Annotated in this window: 13 protein-coding genes; 7 read left to right on the top strand and 6 right to left on the bottom strand. The window is 44.9% G+C overall.

The genetic code is table 11. From position 1 onward, the window contains the following. Positions 1-351: 351 nt before the first annotated feature. On the bottom strand, positions 352-1,023 hold the full coding sequence (locus tag HF322_RS10135; RefSeq protein WP_375138537.1) for a DNA glycosylase: 672 nt from the start codon (positions 1,021-1,023) through the stop codon (positions 352-354). Between the two features lie 97 nt (positions 1,024-1,120). On the opposite strand from HF322_RS10135, the gene upp reads away from it, so the two are divergent. Continuing rightward, complete coding sequence (upp, locus tag HF322_RS10130; protein WP_169393325.1) at positions 1,121-1,771, top strand: uracil phosphoribosyltransferase; 651 nt, start codon at positions 1,121-1,123, stop codon at positions 1,769-1,771. A 65-nt stretch (positions 1,772-1,836) separates the two neighbouring features. Here upp and HF322_RS10125 read toward each other — a convergent pair whose 3' ends face one another. Further along, positions 1,837-2,472: a hypothetical protein gene (locus HF322_RS10125; protein ID WP_169393324.1), complete on the bottom strand. Its 636-nt coding sequence runs from the start codon at positions 2,470-2,472 to the stop codon at positions 1,837-1,839. Between the two features lie 171 nt (positions 2,473-2,643). Here HF322_RS10125 and HF322_RS10120 point away from each other — a divergent pair, with 171 nt between their 5' ends. The 3 genes from HF322_RS10120 to HF322_RS10110 all read left to right on the top strand — a co-directional run bounded on the left by HF322_RS10120 (position 2,644) and on the right by HF322_RS10110 (position 4,687). Continuing rightward, positions 2,644-3,540 carry an ABC transporter substrate-binding protein gene (locus HF322_RS10120; protein ID WP_169393323.1) on the top strand — a complete coding sequence of 299 codons (897 nt, stop codon included), beginning with the start codon at positions 2,644-2,646 and terminating at the stop codon, positions 3,538-3,540. Positions 3,541-3,878: 338 nt separating this feature from the next. Beyond that, a complete protein-coding gene (locus tag HF322_RS10115) occupies positions 3,879-4,328 on the top strand; it encodes a hypothetical protein (protein ID WP_169393322.1) in 450 nt (149 codons plus the stop codon). 65 nt (positions 4,329-4,393) lie between these two features. Continuing rightward, positions 4,394-4,687 carry a hypothetical protein gene (locus tag HF322_RS10110; protein WP_169393321.1) on the top strand — a complete coding sequence of 98 codons (294 nt, stop codon included), beginning with the start codon at positions 4,394-4,396 and terminating at the stop codon, positions 4,685-4,687. 123 nt (positions 4,688-4,810) lie between these two features. On the opposite strand, the gene HF322_RS10105 is transcribed toward HF322_RS10110, so the two are convergent. After that, positions 4,811-5,044 (bottom strand): DUF1653 domain-containing protein, encoded by a 234-nt coding sequence (locus HF322_RS10105; protein ID WP_169393320.1) that lies wholly within the window; start codon positions 5,042-5,044, stop codon positions 4,811-4,813. 93 nt (positions 5,045-5,137) lie between these two features. Further along, the gene (tyrS, locus tag HF322_RS10100; protein ID WP_169393319.1) at positions 5,138-6,343 is read right to left on the bottom strand and encodes a tyrosine--tRNA ligase; all 1,206 of its coding nucleotides are present in this window, start codon (positions 6,341-6,343) and stop codon (positions 5,138-5,140) included. A 105-nt stretch (positions 6,344-6,448) separates the two neighbouring features. Between tyrS and HF322_RS10095 the strand changes: the two genes are divergently transcribed. The 3 genes from HF322_RS10095 (at position 6,449) to HF322_RS10085 (ending at position 10,422) form a co-directional block, all read left to right on the top strand. Beyond that, entirely contained in the window at positions 6,449-7,765 is a 1,317-nt protein-coding gene (locus HF322_RS10095) for an anhydro-N-acetylmuramic acid kinase (RefSeq protein ID WP_169393318.1), read from the top strand. A 273-nt stretch (positions 7,766-8,038) separates the two neighbouring features. Next, positions 8,039-9,319 (top strand): beta-ketoacyl-ACP synthase II, encoded by a 1,281-nt coding sequence (gene fabF / locus HF322_RS10090; protein WP_223193267.1) that lies wholly within the window; start codon positions 8,039-8,041, stop codon positions 9,317-9,319. Between the two features lie 107 nt (positions 9,320-9,426). Further along, a complete protein-coding gene (locus HF322_RS10085) occupies positions 9,427-10,422 on the top strand; it encodes a hypothetical protein (protein WP_169393316.1) in 996 nt (331 codons plus the stop codon). Positions 10,423-10,495: 73 nt separating this feature from the next. Here the strand turns inward: HF322_RS10085 and HF322_RS10080 are convergent, their stop codons facing one another. Together HF322_RS10080 and HF322_RS10075 are read right to left on the bottom strand one after the other, a co-directional pair. Then, positions 10,496-12,331, bottom strand: coding sequence for an aminopeptidase P family protein (locus tag HF322_RS10080; RefSeq protein ID WP_169393315.1), 1,836 nt, complete (start codon positions 12,329-12,331; stop codon positions 10,496-10,498). Between the two features lie 182 nt (positions 12,332-12,513). Then, complete coding sequence (locus tag HF322_RS10075; RefSeq protein WP_169393314.1) at positions 12,514-14,070, bottom strand: peptide MFS transporter; 1,557 nt, start codon at positions 14,068-14,070, stop codon at positions 12,514-12,516. Positions 14,071-14,420 lie beyond the last annotated feature (350 nt).

Here is a 14,420-nt window from a genome sequence, read left to right as displayed (position 1 = left end):
GCTTTTGTTTTAATTTGTTTCTCAAGGAAATCTGTTATTGCCGTTTGATTCGCTTATTCAATTCAAGCTTTCAAACTTGGCACCAGTGTTGCCTTGTGAGGTGCGTATTATAGACGCTTCAATTCATAAGTCAAGAAGTTTTTTAATTCTTTTTAAAAGTTAATTTAAATCGCGCTTGGCAATTCAAACCCTTTAAAACGATCAGCGGCTTTCGCTGCCAACTTCCGTCCTTGTGGGGGCGTATTATAGAGAAGTTTGAGAGCAGGTCAAGCGTTATTTGAAAAATATTTGAATTAATTTATAAAGTATTGATTTCACTATTATTCTATCATCATTCCCCTTTCACTGTCTTTATAGTTTGCCCATTTTTTCAAAAAAATCTTTATAAGCGGCGACCTTTTTATCAAGGGCTAACGGGTAAGCTCGTGAGGTGGAAGGCAGCCGATATAAAGTCAGTTGGCGCTCAATGCTCGGGGTATGATAAGGAAACGCGATGCTTTGGTTGGTTTTTGGGTATTTTGATTTGGGGAGTGGCTCGTCAAGTAGACCGATTAGGGTTTCGGTGGCTTTACCGCCGGTGGTAAATAAGGTGGTGACGTTTGGCACTTGCGGTAGGATAGTTGGCAAATCGACAGGGGTAACGACGGTTAAGTGTTTGTCGGAGGCGTTTCCGGTTTCGCGGATGGCCTGCCGGACGCTTGGGCAAAGGGCGATGCCGCGCTCACATAAAAAGGCGCGGATGCGTTCGGGGTCAAAATGCTTTTCGTTCCCAACGCGAAAATGGTCGGCGTCATCAAAAAACACGCGGCCGTAAATGCGCCACATGTCATTATAAAAATTGGGATAATGAAAGCGCATTGCCCATTTATCGGAAGTTGGCGGGAACGTCCCCATCATCATGACGGTGGCATTTGGTGGTAGAACGGGCGTAAACGGATGCGTTTCGATGGGCAAATTTGAATGTTGCTCAGTGATTATTAAGTCATTTGCTTGATTATTTTTTTGGCTTAAACCGTTATTCATATCATTTTGTTCTAATGGGCGTTTGGTCATGATTTTCTCCCGCAAAAAAGCTGTTTTTTGCTATCATAGCACACGACCAAAAACCAAGAGAGTGCTCATGAGTGACTTAAATATTACGGTAATTGACCATCCTTTAGTGCGCCATAAGCTGAGCTTAATGCGGGAAAAAGATTGTAGCACTTATAAGTTTCGGACGCTGACCAAAGAGCTTGCGCGATTGATGGCGTATGAGGCAAGCCGCGATTTTGGGGTGGAAACGTTTCCGATGCAAGGCTGGTGCGGGGAAATTACGGGTGAGCAAATCATCGGTAAAACGGTGACGGTCGTGCCGATTTTGCGCGCAGGGCTTGGGATGCTTGACGGGGTTTTAGATTTGATTCCAACCGCAAAAATCTCGGTGGTGGGACTTCAGCGCGATGAAAAAACGCTTCAGCCAGTGCCGTTTTTTGAAAAATTTGTCAGCCATATGGACAAGCGTCCGGCGCTGATTATTGACCCGATGCTGGCAACTGGCGGCTCAATGGTCGCGACCATTGATATGCTCAAAAAACATGGCTGCAACAATATTAAGGCGCTCGTTTTGGTTGCTGCTCCTGAGGGCGTTCGCTTGGTAAATGAGGCGCATCCGGACGTGACCATTTATACCGCCGCGCTTGATAGCCATTTGGATGAGCATGGCTATATCATTCCGGGGCTTGGTGATGCCGGTGATAAAATTTTTGGCACAAAAACCCACGATACCCATTAACTTTTCTTAATTTAGCTTAATAGTTGAACGTCAATCAAAACTTGGTTGGCGTTTTTTATTTGCCTTTATTTGATGTCATACGTATTTAAACAATAGGTCAAATCTGCGTCGATAATATCTTCTTTAACCAATCTTAGCTGCTGAAAGTCTAAAATCAATACCTGACTTTTTAGCCGCTCGCGCGTTCGTTTGTTATGGCGGACGGCAAAGGCGGCAACGGTTTTTCCGGTAACCTTGATTTGATTAATAATGACGGGAGTTGCAGCTTGGCTAAGGTTTTGCGCGTCTAAAATGGCGGTGGCAGGGTTAAGCGTGGTAAATAACAGCTTATTTTGTCTTGTGGTTTTTGGCAAATTTCCGGCAAAAAATAAGGTTTGATTGAGCGGTAAATATTGAGCGTGGCGTTTCAGCTCGCGATAAAAAATCGCGGGTAAATCTTGGTTAAAGCTGTCCTCAGTTTGCTGATAAAAGGCGGCAAAACTACGCTGAATATAGCTGCCAAAGACGGTGAAATTGACCCAATCTTGATAGGTTTTGTTGGCGAGTAGCCGTTTTGCAAAATCGTCCGCGTCAATGTCAATTTGACCGCAAATCATTGCTATTAATAGCTCGGTCGGCGTCGCAACAATTTGATTTTGCCATGACTGCGGATACAACTTATCGTCAAGATTGGGAAGTGTCGGCAATGATGACGGCGGCATGATGATCTCCTTTGACGGCAATTTGGCTTAGCTTTTTTGCGAGCCTTATTAACGTTATCACTAACTTGTCATAAGTTAAACTGTGCTATGGTTTGCAAGCTGATTTTATAACCATGCGATTTGATAACAACGCGACTTGATAACAACGAACAATAAACTTTAAGGATAACAATGACTACCAAGCTGACGCTCACTTTAGAATGGTTTTTAAACCCAGACCACCTGCCGTTTATCGCTGGAATTCACACCGGAGCGTATAAAAACGCCGGTCTTGATATTCACATGATTGAGCCTGACGAGCATTACGATGGCTTTAGCGAGTTGCAATCGGGCGCGATTGATTTGCACGTGAACGAGCCGATTCATTTATTTGAGCATTATTTTGCCGATTTAAAGGCGCTTGGCTGCTTTTTTGTGACTGATGGCGGCGTGCTGATGAAAACCAGCAGCATGAAAAAACTTGAACAAAATCAGCCCATTCGCATCACCACCCCTGCGGCAAATCCGATTACTAATAAAATCGGCTTTGAAATCCTTAAGCGCTATGCCAAACAAAATGGCTTTGAGCTTGACGAAAAACACGTTGAATTTGTGGAAACGGACTTTCAGCATTTGCATCATTTAGAGCATGGCGATGACAATGGCGACTTTGATGGTGCTTGGCTGTGTTTTTACAATTTTGAGGGCGTTGAAGCTAAGTATTTGGGGCTTGATTTTACCTTTATCGACCAAAATGTGTCGCCCTACCCCAATTTTTCGGCGCTTGAGCTGATGACGACGCACAGCATTTACGAGCAAAAATCAGCCGCGATTGATAAATTTGTTCAGATCACTAATGAGATGACTCAGCTTTGCGTTGGGGATGTTAAAAAGGCTTGCGAGATTTATTACAGCTTTACCGAAGATTCGCCGTCTGCGCTCATGGACGACATCATTAAAGATACGCTCAAGCGCTTGGTAACGCCGATTGCACCGGATGCCAATCGCTGGTCGGAGCTGCGGTCAATGCTCAATGAGCTTGATATTGCGGATATTAGTGATGCCAGTTACGCGAAGCTTTGGCAGTAAATGGGCTTTAAAAAAGACTGCCTTTTGTCATCACTCAATCTCATTTAAAACAAATTCATAGATATTTAGGCTAATCATATAAAAGGTTTGGGTGATTCGGGCAGTCTTAGTGTGTTTAGAAGGCTCGCTTTCCTAGTTAGGATTTGAACTCTAGGCTACAGGCTAATAATATCAATAGTTTGAATTATTAAAGTAACGGCATTGTACTTTATGATGTACATGAAGAAATATTTCCGACGTTGAGACGCATTACTGCTACTTGTATTAAATGACTTAACAGGTAACTTGGCAGTTACTATAATAGTAGTCATCATAATTCATTTTTAAGAGCAATCAAAATGAGTAACTTGGTCAATTGTAACAAAAATATAGCTATTGAGCTTGCACCAGTTTCTTATAATGAGCTTGGTGTAATGTGCAACTTTAAAGTAAAAACAGAGCTGCTATGTTTGGATTTCAAAAATGTTAATGAAGTAGATAGATATATATCATATGAGAATATAACCTATCTAAAAAGACAAATTACAAAGCTTGATAATTTAGCTCAGTTTGCAGAGGAGGATGAAATAGTTTTTTCTATCTATCCTATCGATATGTTCTTCACTATGGATATCTTTAAATCAAATGACGATTTATTGTTTATCAACCTAAGAGTGCCTGTCGGGGTTTATACAAACAGCCAAATTACAGGATACGATTTGGGTTTGGATTTTTCCGTTAGAGCAAGTGCTTTTAAATTATTTTTAGAGGATTTTCTCAATGATTGCCAAAAAATTTTGATTTCTTAATAACCTATGTATAAGTGAATATCTGTAGAATGAATATCTGTAGAATTAGCGCAAAAATTAGGGAGATGTACGAAGCGGAAGTAAATGCAGATATTGGGACGTGGAGAGATGTTCTAAGTAGCTTTGACAAAGCAGTAGAAGAATGCTCCGATGTTGATATGTTAGTTAAGTGCTTATTAGAAGATGACTTATGGTATATACCTTTTGATTCTAGAATGAAGCTTATGGAAAAAGCAAAATCTTTAGGTGGATGCTCATTGGATTTTTTAGCAGATTACTATTCATTTAAAGCAGCATTTCTAGATCCAGGCAAAGAATATGATAATGCTGTCGCAAAACTAGATAAGCTATTTCAATAGGTTCTATGTGTATACCCCAAAAGAACCAAGCATCACGCCTGTAAATGAAATAACAGACCATTTAAAACAGTCTGTGATCATGGAACTGATAGAATATCAAACAATAACGCGGCTTGTTAGATCTTAATCCGCCAAAGCTTTAATCATTTCAAACCGTGGCACTTCTTTACCATCAACCATTACCGTTTCTGTAAACATCGACAGCGGTCGCGCCCAAACGTCAAACTCGCCATAAAGACAACGATAAATGACGAGCGCCTCTTCGGTTTCGGAATGCTGTGCTGTGTGCAAGACTTGGTAGAGGTTGCCTTTATAATGACGATAAATGCCTTGAGGAACGGTTTTTATTTCAGACATAGCTTTAGCTTATTTTGAACAATTTAGATAACGGCTTAAATGATAAATAAGGTCGAAAATTTTGTCTTTTCCGACCTTATTTTTTTCAGCAAATTAAGCAACCATCACCTTGGCAAATGCCTTTTTTCCGGCTTGAATGACGACCGATTGACCGCTGGTTAAGCTAAATCCGGCATCAACCACTTCGCCGTCAACTTTGACCGCGCCGCGCTTGAGCATATCTTTTGCCGAGGAGCTATTTTTGGCAAGCCCTGCTTGGTTAAGCACTTGAGCGATAAATAAGGCGTCTTGACCGTCCAAATCAAGGGTGACTTCGGGCAAATCAACGGGAAGCTCGCCATCGGCTAACACATTGCCCGCAGATTTGTGAGCGCTTGCGGCAGCTTCTGCGCCATGAAATCGCTCAATTAACTCTTCGGCTAAAATGCGCTTGATTTCTTGCGGATTGCGACCGTTTTCCATCTCAAGCATTAACGCTTCAACGTCCTTCATCGGCTTAAAGCTTAAAAACTCAAAATAACGACGAATCAGCGTGTCCGGCATGGATAGGATTTTTTGGTACATCGCACCCGGAGCGTCATCGATGGCGACATAGTTACCAAGCGATTTTGACATTTTATTAACGCCGTCCAAGCCTTCCAAAATCGGCACGGTAATACAAACTTGCGGCTCTTGACCGTAGCGACCTTGTAAGGTGCGACCCATAAGTAAGTTAAACGTTTGGTCCGTGCCGCCAAGCTCAACGTCGGCTTTAAGCGCGATGGAATCGTAACCTTGAACCAGCGGGTATAAAAACTCGTGAATGGAAATCGGCGTTTGTGAGGCGTAGCGCTTGGCAAAGTCGTCGCGCTCAAGCATCCGTGAGACGGTTTGCTGACTGGCAAGCTGAATCATGTCAGCGGCGCTCATGTTGCTAAACCATTCGGAGTTGAACACCACTCGGGTTTTGTCTTTGTCCAAAATCTTAAACACCTGCTCAGCGTAAGTTTTGGCATTAAGCTTAATTTGCTCGTCGGTCAATGGCGGGCGAGTGGCGTTTTTGCCGGAGGGGTCGCCGATTTTGGCGGTATAGTCGCCAATTAAAAAGTAAATCTCATGACCTAAATCTTGAAAATGCTTGAGCTTATTAATCAAAACCGTATGACCTAAGTGCAAATCAGGGGCGGTGGGGTCAAATCCGGCTTTGATTCGCAGCGGTCGGTTTTGCTTCAGCTTGGCGACCAAGTCCTCGGTGGATAAGATTTCTTGCGTTCCGCGTTGGATGACTGCCAGCTGGTCTTCTAAGGTCAATTCGGTCATGGTACTCTCTTTGACGGTCGTTGGGATTGTGAAAATAAGGGATTGCGCTGATAAAAAAATGCTAAAATTTGGCAGATATAGTAGCGTTTTTTAAGGTAAATTGCCATGAGTAACCCAAGCTTGGGGTCAAATCTGAATCTTTGTTCTGATGAAATAGCCGCCCTTTTGCCTGAATTTGAGACGGATTTGTCAGCGTCATTATTTGAAAGCTTCGATAACGGCTTTTATATCGGCATGATGTCGGGGACGAGCCTTGATGGTATGGATGCGGTAATTTGCCAATTTGATGACAATAATGACAAACAAAACCGTAGCGACAAACCGCTAAAATTAATCGCGACCATCAGCCAAGATTTTCCGCCACGGCTTCGCGACATCTTGCTTGCGTTAAGTTTGCCTGATGGCACAAATCAGCTTACCGCGCAAGAAAACGAGCCAAAAAACGCCAGTGAGCTTGATTGGTTTGGGCTGGCAAGCTCGCAATATAGTGAATTTGCCAGTGAAGTGGTCAATAGGCTGCTTGAGCAAGCAAAAATCAGCGCCGAGGATATTTTAGCGATTGGCTGTCATGGTCAGACGGTTCGCCACCGCCCAAACTTTGGCTTTAGTTTGCAATTGATTGATTCAAGCATCATTGCTGAGCGGACAGGAGTCAGCGTGGTGAGTGACTTTCGTCGCCGTGATTTGGCAGTTGGTGGTCAAGGTGCGCCGCTCGTTCCGGCAGTTCATCAGGCGCTATTTGCTAAAACAGATGAGCTGCGAATTTTGCTCAATTTGGGCGGCATTGCCAATATTACCGTGTTACCACCGAATGGTGACGTCGTTGGTTTTGATACGGGTCCTGCAAATATGTTAATGGATGCTTGGGTTCAACAGCATTTGGGCAAACCTTATGATAAAGATGGGGCTTGGGCAAAGTCCGGTCAAATTATTGCGCCACTACTTGAGCAACTGCTAGCGCACTCGTTTTTTGCCAAATCCTTTCCTAAAAGTACCGGTCGCGAGGAGTTTAATTTAGCTTGGCTTGAAGATGAGATCAGCCGTTTTGTTAACAGTAATCCTGTCAAAAACAATCCTGAGCCGCTCGCACCTGCCGATGTTCAAGCAACCCTTGTGGAATTAACCGCAAAAAGCAGCAGCGCTCAGATTTTACCATTTATTGAAAAATATCCGGATAGCCAAGCTGCCATTTATGTTTGCGGTGGTGGCGCGTTAAACGGTTATTTATTAAGCCGCTTGCAAGCCAATTTGCCAAATTGCACGGTATTCACCACCGACGCGCTTGGACTTGCGCCAACTTGGGTGGAAGCGGTCGCCTTTGCTTGGCTGGCAAAACAATCGCTGATGGGGGAAACGAGCAATTTACCGGCAGTCACTGGCGCCACTAAAAAGGTGGTGTTAGGTCAGGTTTGTTTTGCTTAATGGTCTTATTATTTTTAGGCACAGTTACCAAAAAAACAAACTATCTTTTGATTTAAGTTTACAGCCGTTCACTTATGTGTTTTATAATGGTTGCCAAAAGACCAAGATAACGCTATAACTACAGCAAGCGTCAATCTTTTGATAAAGTTGCAACCAAATAGGACACTTTGCATGAGCCAGATCAGCCCAACTCTCGATTTTTCTACCAAAGATGCGCCGGCAACGTCGCCGTTTTCTCGCCAAAAGCCGCCACATTTTGAGCGCCCCGATGAGATGCGGGTGGTAGTCACCGGAATGGGCGCAATTACGCCGCTTGGGCTTGATGTGGCAAGCACTTGGGAGCGGCTTTTAAATGGCGAAAGCGGCATCCGCCACATTGAGCATTTTGATGCTTCAGATTTTCGCGCGCGCATTGCCGGAACGGTTAAAGACTTTGACGTGAAAGCATTTATGAATGCCAAAGACGCCCGCCGCTATGATGAATTTATGCATTATGGTATCGCAGCTGCCGCAATGGCATTAAAAGATGCCGGATTTATCGACGAGGTCAGCGCTACTGACGCGCCGGTTCAAGGCGTTAATCCTGAACGCTTTGGCATTATTTTAGGCTCAGGAATTGGCGGCATCCAAACCATTGAGAACAGCTGCGACACCTTGAGTAATAAAGGCGCGAAAAAAGTTTCGCCGTTTATTATCCCCGGCTCAATTGTGAATATGGCAGCCGGACTGGTCGCTATCAAACACGATTTAAAAGGTCCTAACCTTGCCACCGCCACGGCTTGCACCACCGCAACTCACGCGATTGGTCTTGCCGCGCGCTTGATTGCTTATGGCGATGCTGATGTGATGCTGGCAGGCGGCAGCGAAAAAGGCTCAAGCCCACTTGGGATGGCAGGATTTGGCGCCATGCACGCGCTATCGACGCGAAACGACGAGCCAACTCGCGCATCAAGACCTTTTGACAAAGACCGCGACGGCTTTGTGTTAGGCGATGGCGCCGGCGTTTTGGTATTAGAAAGCCTTGCCCACGCCAAAGCTCGCGGCGCGACTATTTTGGCAGAGCTGGTTGGCTTTGGTATGAGTGATGACGCAAGCCACATCACCGCGCCCCCTGAAGATGGTCGCGGCGCCGCTCGCGCCATGACTAATGCTTTAAATGACGCCGGAATCAACCCTGACGTTGTCGGCTATGTTAACGCTCACGGTACCAGCACGCCCGCCGGCGACGTTGCCGAATCCATCGCCATTGAAACGGTATTTGCGCCGGTTAAAGACACCATTTTAGTCAGCTCAACCAAATCGATGACCGGTCACTTACTTGGTGCAGCAGGCGGTATTGAAGCGATTTTTACCATCAAAGCCTTGCAAGATCAGTACGTTCCACCGACCATCAATTTAGAAAATTTGGAGGACGGCTGCAACCTTGATTACGTTGCCAACACTTCACGTAAAGTTGATAACCTAAATTATGCCGTATCCAACAGCTTTGGCTTTGGTGGTACCAACGGCTCGCTGATTTTTGCACGCTACCCAACTGCCCATGATAAAAGCTAATCAAGCGCTAAATCACCACCCTTAAAAAAACAGTGCGAATCACCTTGCCGCCCCTTATCAAGCTTGCGTATGATAAGGGGTAATTTTTAGCCCAATGGAAAAAAACTATGTCAAGTTACTCATTTTCGCACCAATTTTATCAGCGCTGGACGCAAACGCCCGAATTTATCCGCAGCGCCATCGTTCAAGAGCTTGCCGACATCGCCACCTTATTGCAATTTGATACCGAATTACAGTCGCATCAATTCACCGTTGACGACTTGGACGCACATTTAAACACCTTATATCAAAAGCATTTGGAAGCTGAAAATAAGCGCCGATTGGATGCTGAGCAACAAGAAAAGCGGCGCCTTATTGACCAAGAAAACCAAGATCGTGAAGCTCGCCGCCAAAAACGCGATCAAGCTGAGCGCGCTGCCATCGAAAAAGCCGCCAAAGACAAACAGCGCCGCGAGCAAGAAAAAGCAGAAGCTCAATCTAAAGAACAACCACAAGACTTGACTGCCGATCCTGCAGAAACTACGGCTACGGAAAATCTTGACGACCAAGCAGCAGCTAAAAAAGACGACCTAAAGGCTACTGATGAAGTAAAAACTGAATCCCAAGCCCTCACTGCTGACGACGTTGATGCCTTATTTGACGACATCATTACGCAAAACCACTCAGGAAATCTGCAAGAAAACCAAGCAGAAAATAACGATAAGGTTGAAGCAGCTGAGCAAGCTTCTCAAACTAGTGAACCTAATGAAACTAAACATGAGGTCACGGAAATTGTCGAAAGTTTAACGACTGAAAACGACGCTGATAAAAGTAATAAAAATAAAGATGTTGAAGCTTCAAACGCTCATGATGACCAGCAAGAACAACCGCTAGCAGACATAACAGAACCTAACGACCAAGCGCCGCGCAAAAATGTTCCTGAAAGCTTATCCATTACCGCCAAAACCGCAGATGAGCTTACCCAAGCATTGAGCAATCATCTTGACGACTTTTTGACCGATAATATGATGCAGCTTTCAGAGGACTTAAAAGTTTGGCTTAAAGAAGAAGTGAGTCGACAACTTGCCAAGATTAACGCCAATAACAAGCAAGATCAGAACTAAGCTTATTTTTGCAAAACTCCCCCACAAAAAAGCGCCAAGTAAAGGCGCTTTTTTATGACGATTAAAACTTTTCTTAAATGGCTTGGGTTCGCGCGGTTAGCCAAGCCAGCGCTGCGCCATCAACGCGTGAATTTAACTGATCAAAGACCAGCTTATGATAGTCATTTAACCAGTCGATTTCGATTTGGGTGAGTCGCGATTTATCTATTAAGCGTGTATCAATCGGGCAATAGGTCACCGTTTCAAAGTATAAAAACTTGCCAAAATCCGTCTCGCTTGGGTTGGCAACGGGCATATTGACCACTAAGTTTTCAATGCGGATACCCCATTTGCCTTCGCGGTACAGCCCCGGCTCATTACTGGTGATCATTCCCGCCTTCATCGCCCGCTCTTTTGGCGTGGTGGCGCCAAAGGCAATCACTTGCGGACCTTCATGAACGTTTAAAAAGTAGCCAACGCCGTGACCGGTGCCGTGACCAAAGTCCAATTGCTCCTGCCAAAGCGGCGCTCGGCAAATCGCATCAATCAGCGGCGAGGCAATGCCGTCGGGGAAATGTGCTCGAGCAAGTGCAATATGCGCTTTGAGCACTAAGGTAAAATCGCGTTTTTGTGCGTCATTCACCGCCCCAACACCAACCACGCGGGTAATGTCCGTCGTTCCGTTTTGGTATTGAGCGCCAGAATCGATCAGCAACAAGCCGCCAACTTTTGGGTCAAGCTGGCTGTATTTTTCAGGGGTCGCTCGGTAATGCGGCAGCGCGCCGTTTTCGTTAAATCCGGCAATGGTGGCAAAACTTGGTGAAATGTAATTGGGCTGACGGCTGCGAGCCTCAATCAGCATTTGGTCAACGTCAAGCTCGGTTAATGGCTCACCATCAGCAAGCTTGGCTTCAAAATCAGCAAAAAACTCACAAAGCGCTGCCCCATCTTGGCGCATGGCTTCGCGGATATTGTCGATATCGGCAGGTGATTTGACCGATTTTAATAGCGTGCTTGGCGCCATTTGCTCAAGGATTTTTACCTCTTTTGCAACGCTTGCTACCGTTCCTGCGGCAACTTTGTTCGGGTCTAATAGCAAAATATCGCTAGCTTGCAACTTGCCTAACGCAAATTTCACGTTTTGATAATCGGCAATGTCAATACCACTTTGAACCAAACTGTTTTTAACAGCATCACTGACTTTGCGGCTATCAACAAACAATGTCGCGTCATTACTACTAATCAAAAGATGCGCTAAAAATACTGGATTGTATTCCACATCGGCGCCGCGCAAATTGGTCAGCCAAGCAATGTCATCAAGGCTTGATAATAAGTGATGGCTTGCGCCGATTTTTGCCATTTCACTTCGAACTTTGGCAAGCTTATCGGCGGCGCTGCTGTCTACAAACTTTTCATCATGAGCAAACATTGCGGCGCTTGGCAAGGCGGCGCGATTTTCCCAAATTTCCGCTAATATATCGCGGCTTACTTCTAACACCACACCTTTTTTAGCAAAGGCAGTTTCAAGTTTTTCTTTTTCGCTTAAGGCTAAAACATCGCCATCGATCGCAACGGTATCGCCTGAAGCTAAGTTGTCAGCTAGCCAAGTGATATGATTGGGATAACTGGGCGCTAATTTTTGTAGCTCAATCCCCGTGCCAGCAAGTTGATCCGCCGCTTGAACCCAATAGCGGCTGTCCGCCCAAAGCCCTGCAAAATCTTGGGTCACCACCAAAGTGCCAACTGATCCGGTAAACCCTGACAGCCATTGCCGACCTTGCCAGTATTCGGGCAGATATTCGGACAAATGCGGGTCGGCGGTCGGCACAATGATGGCGGCAATATGTTGCTTAGCAAGGGTTTCGCGCAAAGTTGCCAATCGTGATTTGATAAGGGATTTTTCTTGGGAAGTTGAATTGGTTGCGATCATAACGCCTCTTTTTTTTCAGGTTTATTTAAAGTTACAGTTTCAAATTACAGTTAAAATTTTGATCTGAGGTTATCGCTAACGAAAAAAGCTGCCCTTATGCAGCTTTTATCATTAAATTGAGCAAAGACAAATTAAGTTATGCGGCAAATTTGGATCAATTGCAACCGCGTTGCTTGCAAAAATTACAGCTTAACGCCACTGCTGTTGTTAATCATCGCGCTCATAGGTTTGGATAAGACAAGTAAAATCACTGCTGTCACCGCCAAAAAGATTGCCATCATTGAAAACAATCCGGGAAGCCCTTCGATTTTGTCCGCGGTCACGTGACCACCAAAAAACGCCGCGATTAAATTTCCCATTGCCACGGAGGCAAAAAACAGCCCCATGATTTGCCCTTGCATACCTTCAGGCGCCAGCCGCGTCATTGAAGACAGTCCCACCGGACTGAGCGCAAGCTCACCTAAAGTTAATAAAAACAAGCTACCAACCAGCCAAAGCGGGGAAGCAAGAACGCCATTTCCGCCCAAAATGCTTTTTGATGCCATTATCATCAAACCAAACCCTGCCGCTGCAAGCAGCATACCAATGGCAAATTTTACCATGCTGTTTGGCTCAAGTCCTTTAGCCCCAAGCTTGAGCCAAATGATGCTAACTATGGGCGCAAGCAGCAAAATAAAAAACGGATTGAGCGATTGAAACCAAATGCTTGGAATATGAAATCCCATCACCTCTAAATCGGTATAGCGATCGGCAAATAAGTTAAACGAGGTCGGCTGCTGATCAAAGCTTGACCAAAAAAGGGTCGAGCCAATAATTAACAGCAAGCAAACAAGCAGGCGCTTTTTATCTGCACCACTTAGCCTTGGCGATAAAAACATCACCACAAAATACAGCAGCACCACGGTGGCAATGCTATACGTCATATATTCAGCGACAATGACCGGATTAAATGGCATCACGCCACTTACAATCAACCCGATGATAACGACGGCAAGCGCGACCGCCCCTAAAACCCAAGTACCGATATTTTTATAGCGACTGTTTACCACTTCCCAATCGGCGGTGATGTTTTTGGCGCGAGCAAAGCTGCTCAGCGATTTTTGAGCCACAAAGCGGTAAATCAACAAAGAAATCAGCATGCCAACACCGCCAACGCCAAAGCCAATATGCCAAAGCTCTTTTTCTTTAAACACACCAACGATCAACGCAGCAAACAGCGATCCCAAGTTAATTCCCATATAAAATAAGGTGAATCCTGCGTCGCGCCGCCTATCGCCCCTTGGATAAAGCGTCCCAACCATCACTGAAATGCAGGTTTTAAATAACCCTGAACCAATAACAATAAACATCAGCCCTAAAAAAAACAGCGCCCTTCCCATAACCGCTGATAAGGCAATGCAAAGGTGACCTGATGCGATCACAATACTGCCCCACCAAAGCGCCCGCTCTTGACCAAGCCAATTGTCGGCAAGCCAGCCGCCCGGAACCGCCGCCAAATACAGAGATCCTGCAAAAATACCGTAAATGGCGGCGGCCGTTGCCTCATCAAAGCCAAAACCACCGCGGCTCACTGCCGCTACCATAAATAGCACCAACAGCGGCCGGATACTATAATAAGAAAAGCGCTCCCACATCTCGGTAAAAAACAGCGATTGCAAAGGCTTTGGGTGCCCCAAAAACCCAGTGTCAAGCGCCGCCAGCTGATGTGAGCTTAGCTTTGGTTGTGGCTGCTCGCCCATAAATCATCCTTTTATTGGTCATCGATTTGCCTGCCACTAAGTCCATTGCAGGCGATTTACTTAAATTTGCTGACCTTGTTTTATCCTGTCCCTTAATCTTAGTCAAGCCATCAAAAAAATAGTTGTCTATAAACTGTTTTACCAATAGCTTTGGCATAAGTTGCTGTCAAAAGCTAACACAAAAAAATCCTGCCAAAGGGATCGCTTTGACAGGATTGATTTAATGCATGGTAAGTTTGGAACAGATCACGCAATCTAAAAAAATTTTTCTTATTGAGCTTAAATTTTAGATGCAAAAAATCAGCAATCTTAAGGGCTAAAATTGCTGACAGACTCAGTTAATAACTGGC

The organism is Psychrobacter sp. MF31 (genome assembly GCF_012847335.1).
Classification (GTDB): domain Bacteria; phylum Pseudomonadota; class Gammaproteobacteria; order Pseudomonadales; family Moraxellaceae; genus Psychrobacter.
This window is presented reverse-complemented; position numbering and strand designations above follow the sequence as displayed.

Excerpts from the sequence above, each read along its gene's own strand:
- HF322_RS10095 (WP_169393318.1), top strand. The coding sequence starts at position 6,449 with ATGAGTAACCCAAGCTTGGGGTCAAATCTGAATCTTTGTTCTGATGAA.
- HF322_RS10115 (WP_169393322.1), top strand. The coding sequence starts at position 3,879 with ATGAGTAACTTGGTCAATTGTAACAAAAATATAGCTATTGAGCTTGCA.
- HF322_RS10075 (WP_169393314.1), bottom strand. The coding sequence starts at position 14,070 with ATGGGCGAGCAGCCACAACCAAAGCTAAGCTCACATCAGCTGGCGGCG.
- HF322_RS10110 (WP_169393321.1), top strand. The coding sequence starts at position 4,394 with ATGTACGAAGCGGAAGTAAATGCAGATATTGGGACGTGGAGAGATGTT.
- HF322_RS10120 (WP_169393323.1), top strand. The coding sequence starts at position 2,644 with ATGACTACCAAGCTGACGCTCACTTTAGAATGGTTTTTAAACCCAGAC.
- HF322_RS10080 (WP_169393315.1), bottom strand. The coding sequence starts at position 12,331 with ATGATCGCAACCAATTCAACTTCCCAAGAAAAATCCCTTATCAAATCA.
- HF322_RS10135 (WP_375138537.1), bottom strand. The coding sequence starts at position 1,023 with ATGAATAACGGTTTAAGCCAAAAAAATAATCAAGCAAATGACTTAATA.
- HF322_RS10105 (WP_169393320.1), bottom strand. The coding sequence starts at position 5,044 with ATGTCTGAAATAAAAACCGTTCCTCAAGGCATTTATCGTCATTATAAA.
- fabF (WP_223193267.1), top strand. The coding sequence starts at position 8,039 with ATGCGGGTGGTAGTCACCGGAATGGGCGCAATTACGCCGCTTGGGCTT.
- upp (WP_169393325.1), top strand. The coding sequence starts at position 1,121 with ATGAGTGACTTAAATATTACGGTAATTGACCATCCTTTAGTGCGCCAT.
- HF322_RS10125 (WP_169393324.1), bottom strand. The coding sequence starts at position 2,472 with ATGCCGCCGTCATCATTGCCGACACTTCCCAATCTTGACGATAAGTTG.
- HF322_RS10085 (WP_169393316.1), top strand. The coding sequence starts at position 9,427 with ATGTCAAGTTACTCATTTTCGCACCAATTTTATCAGCGCTGGACGCAA.
- tyrS (WP_169393319.1), bottom strand. The coding sequence starts at position 6,343 with ATGACCGAATTGACCTTAGAAGACCAGCTGGCAGTCATCCAACGCGGA.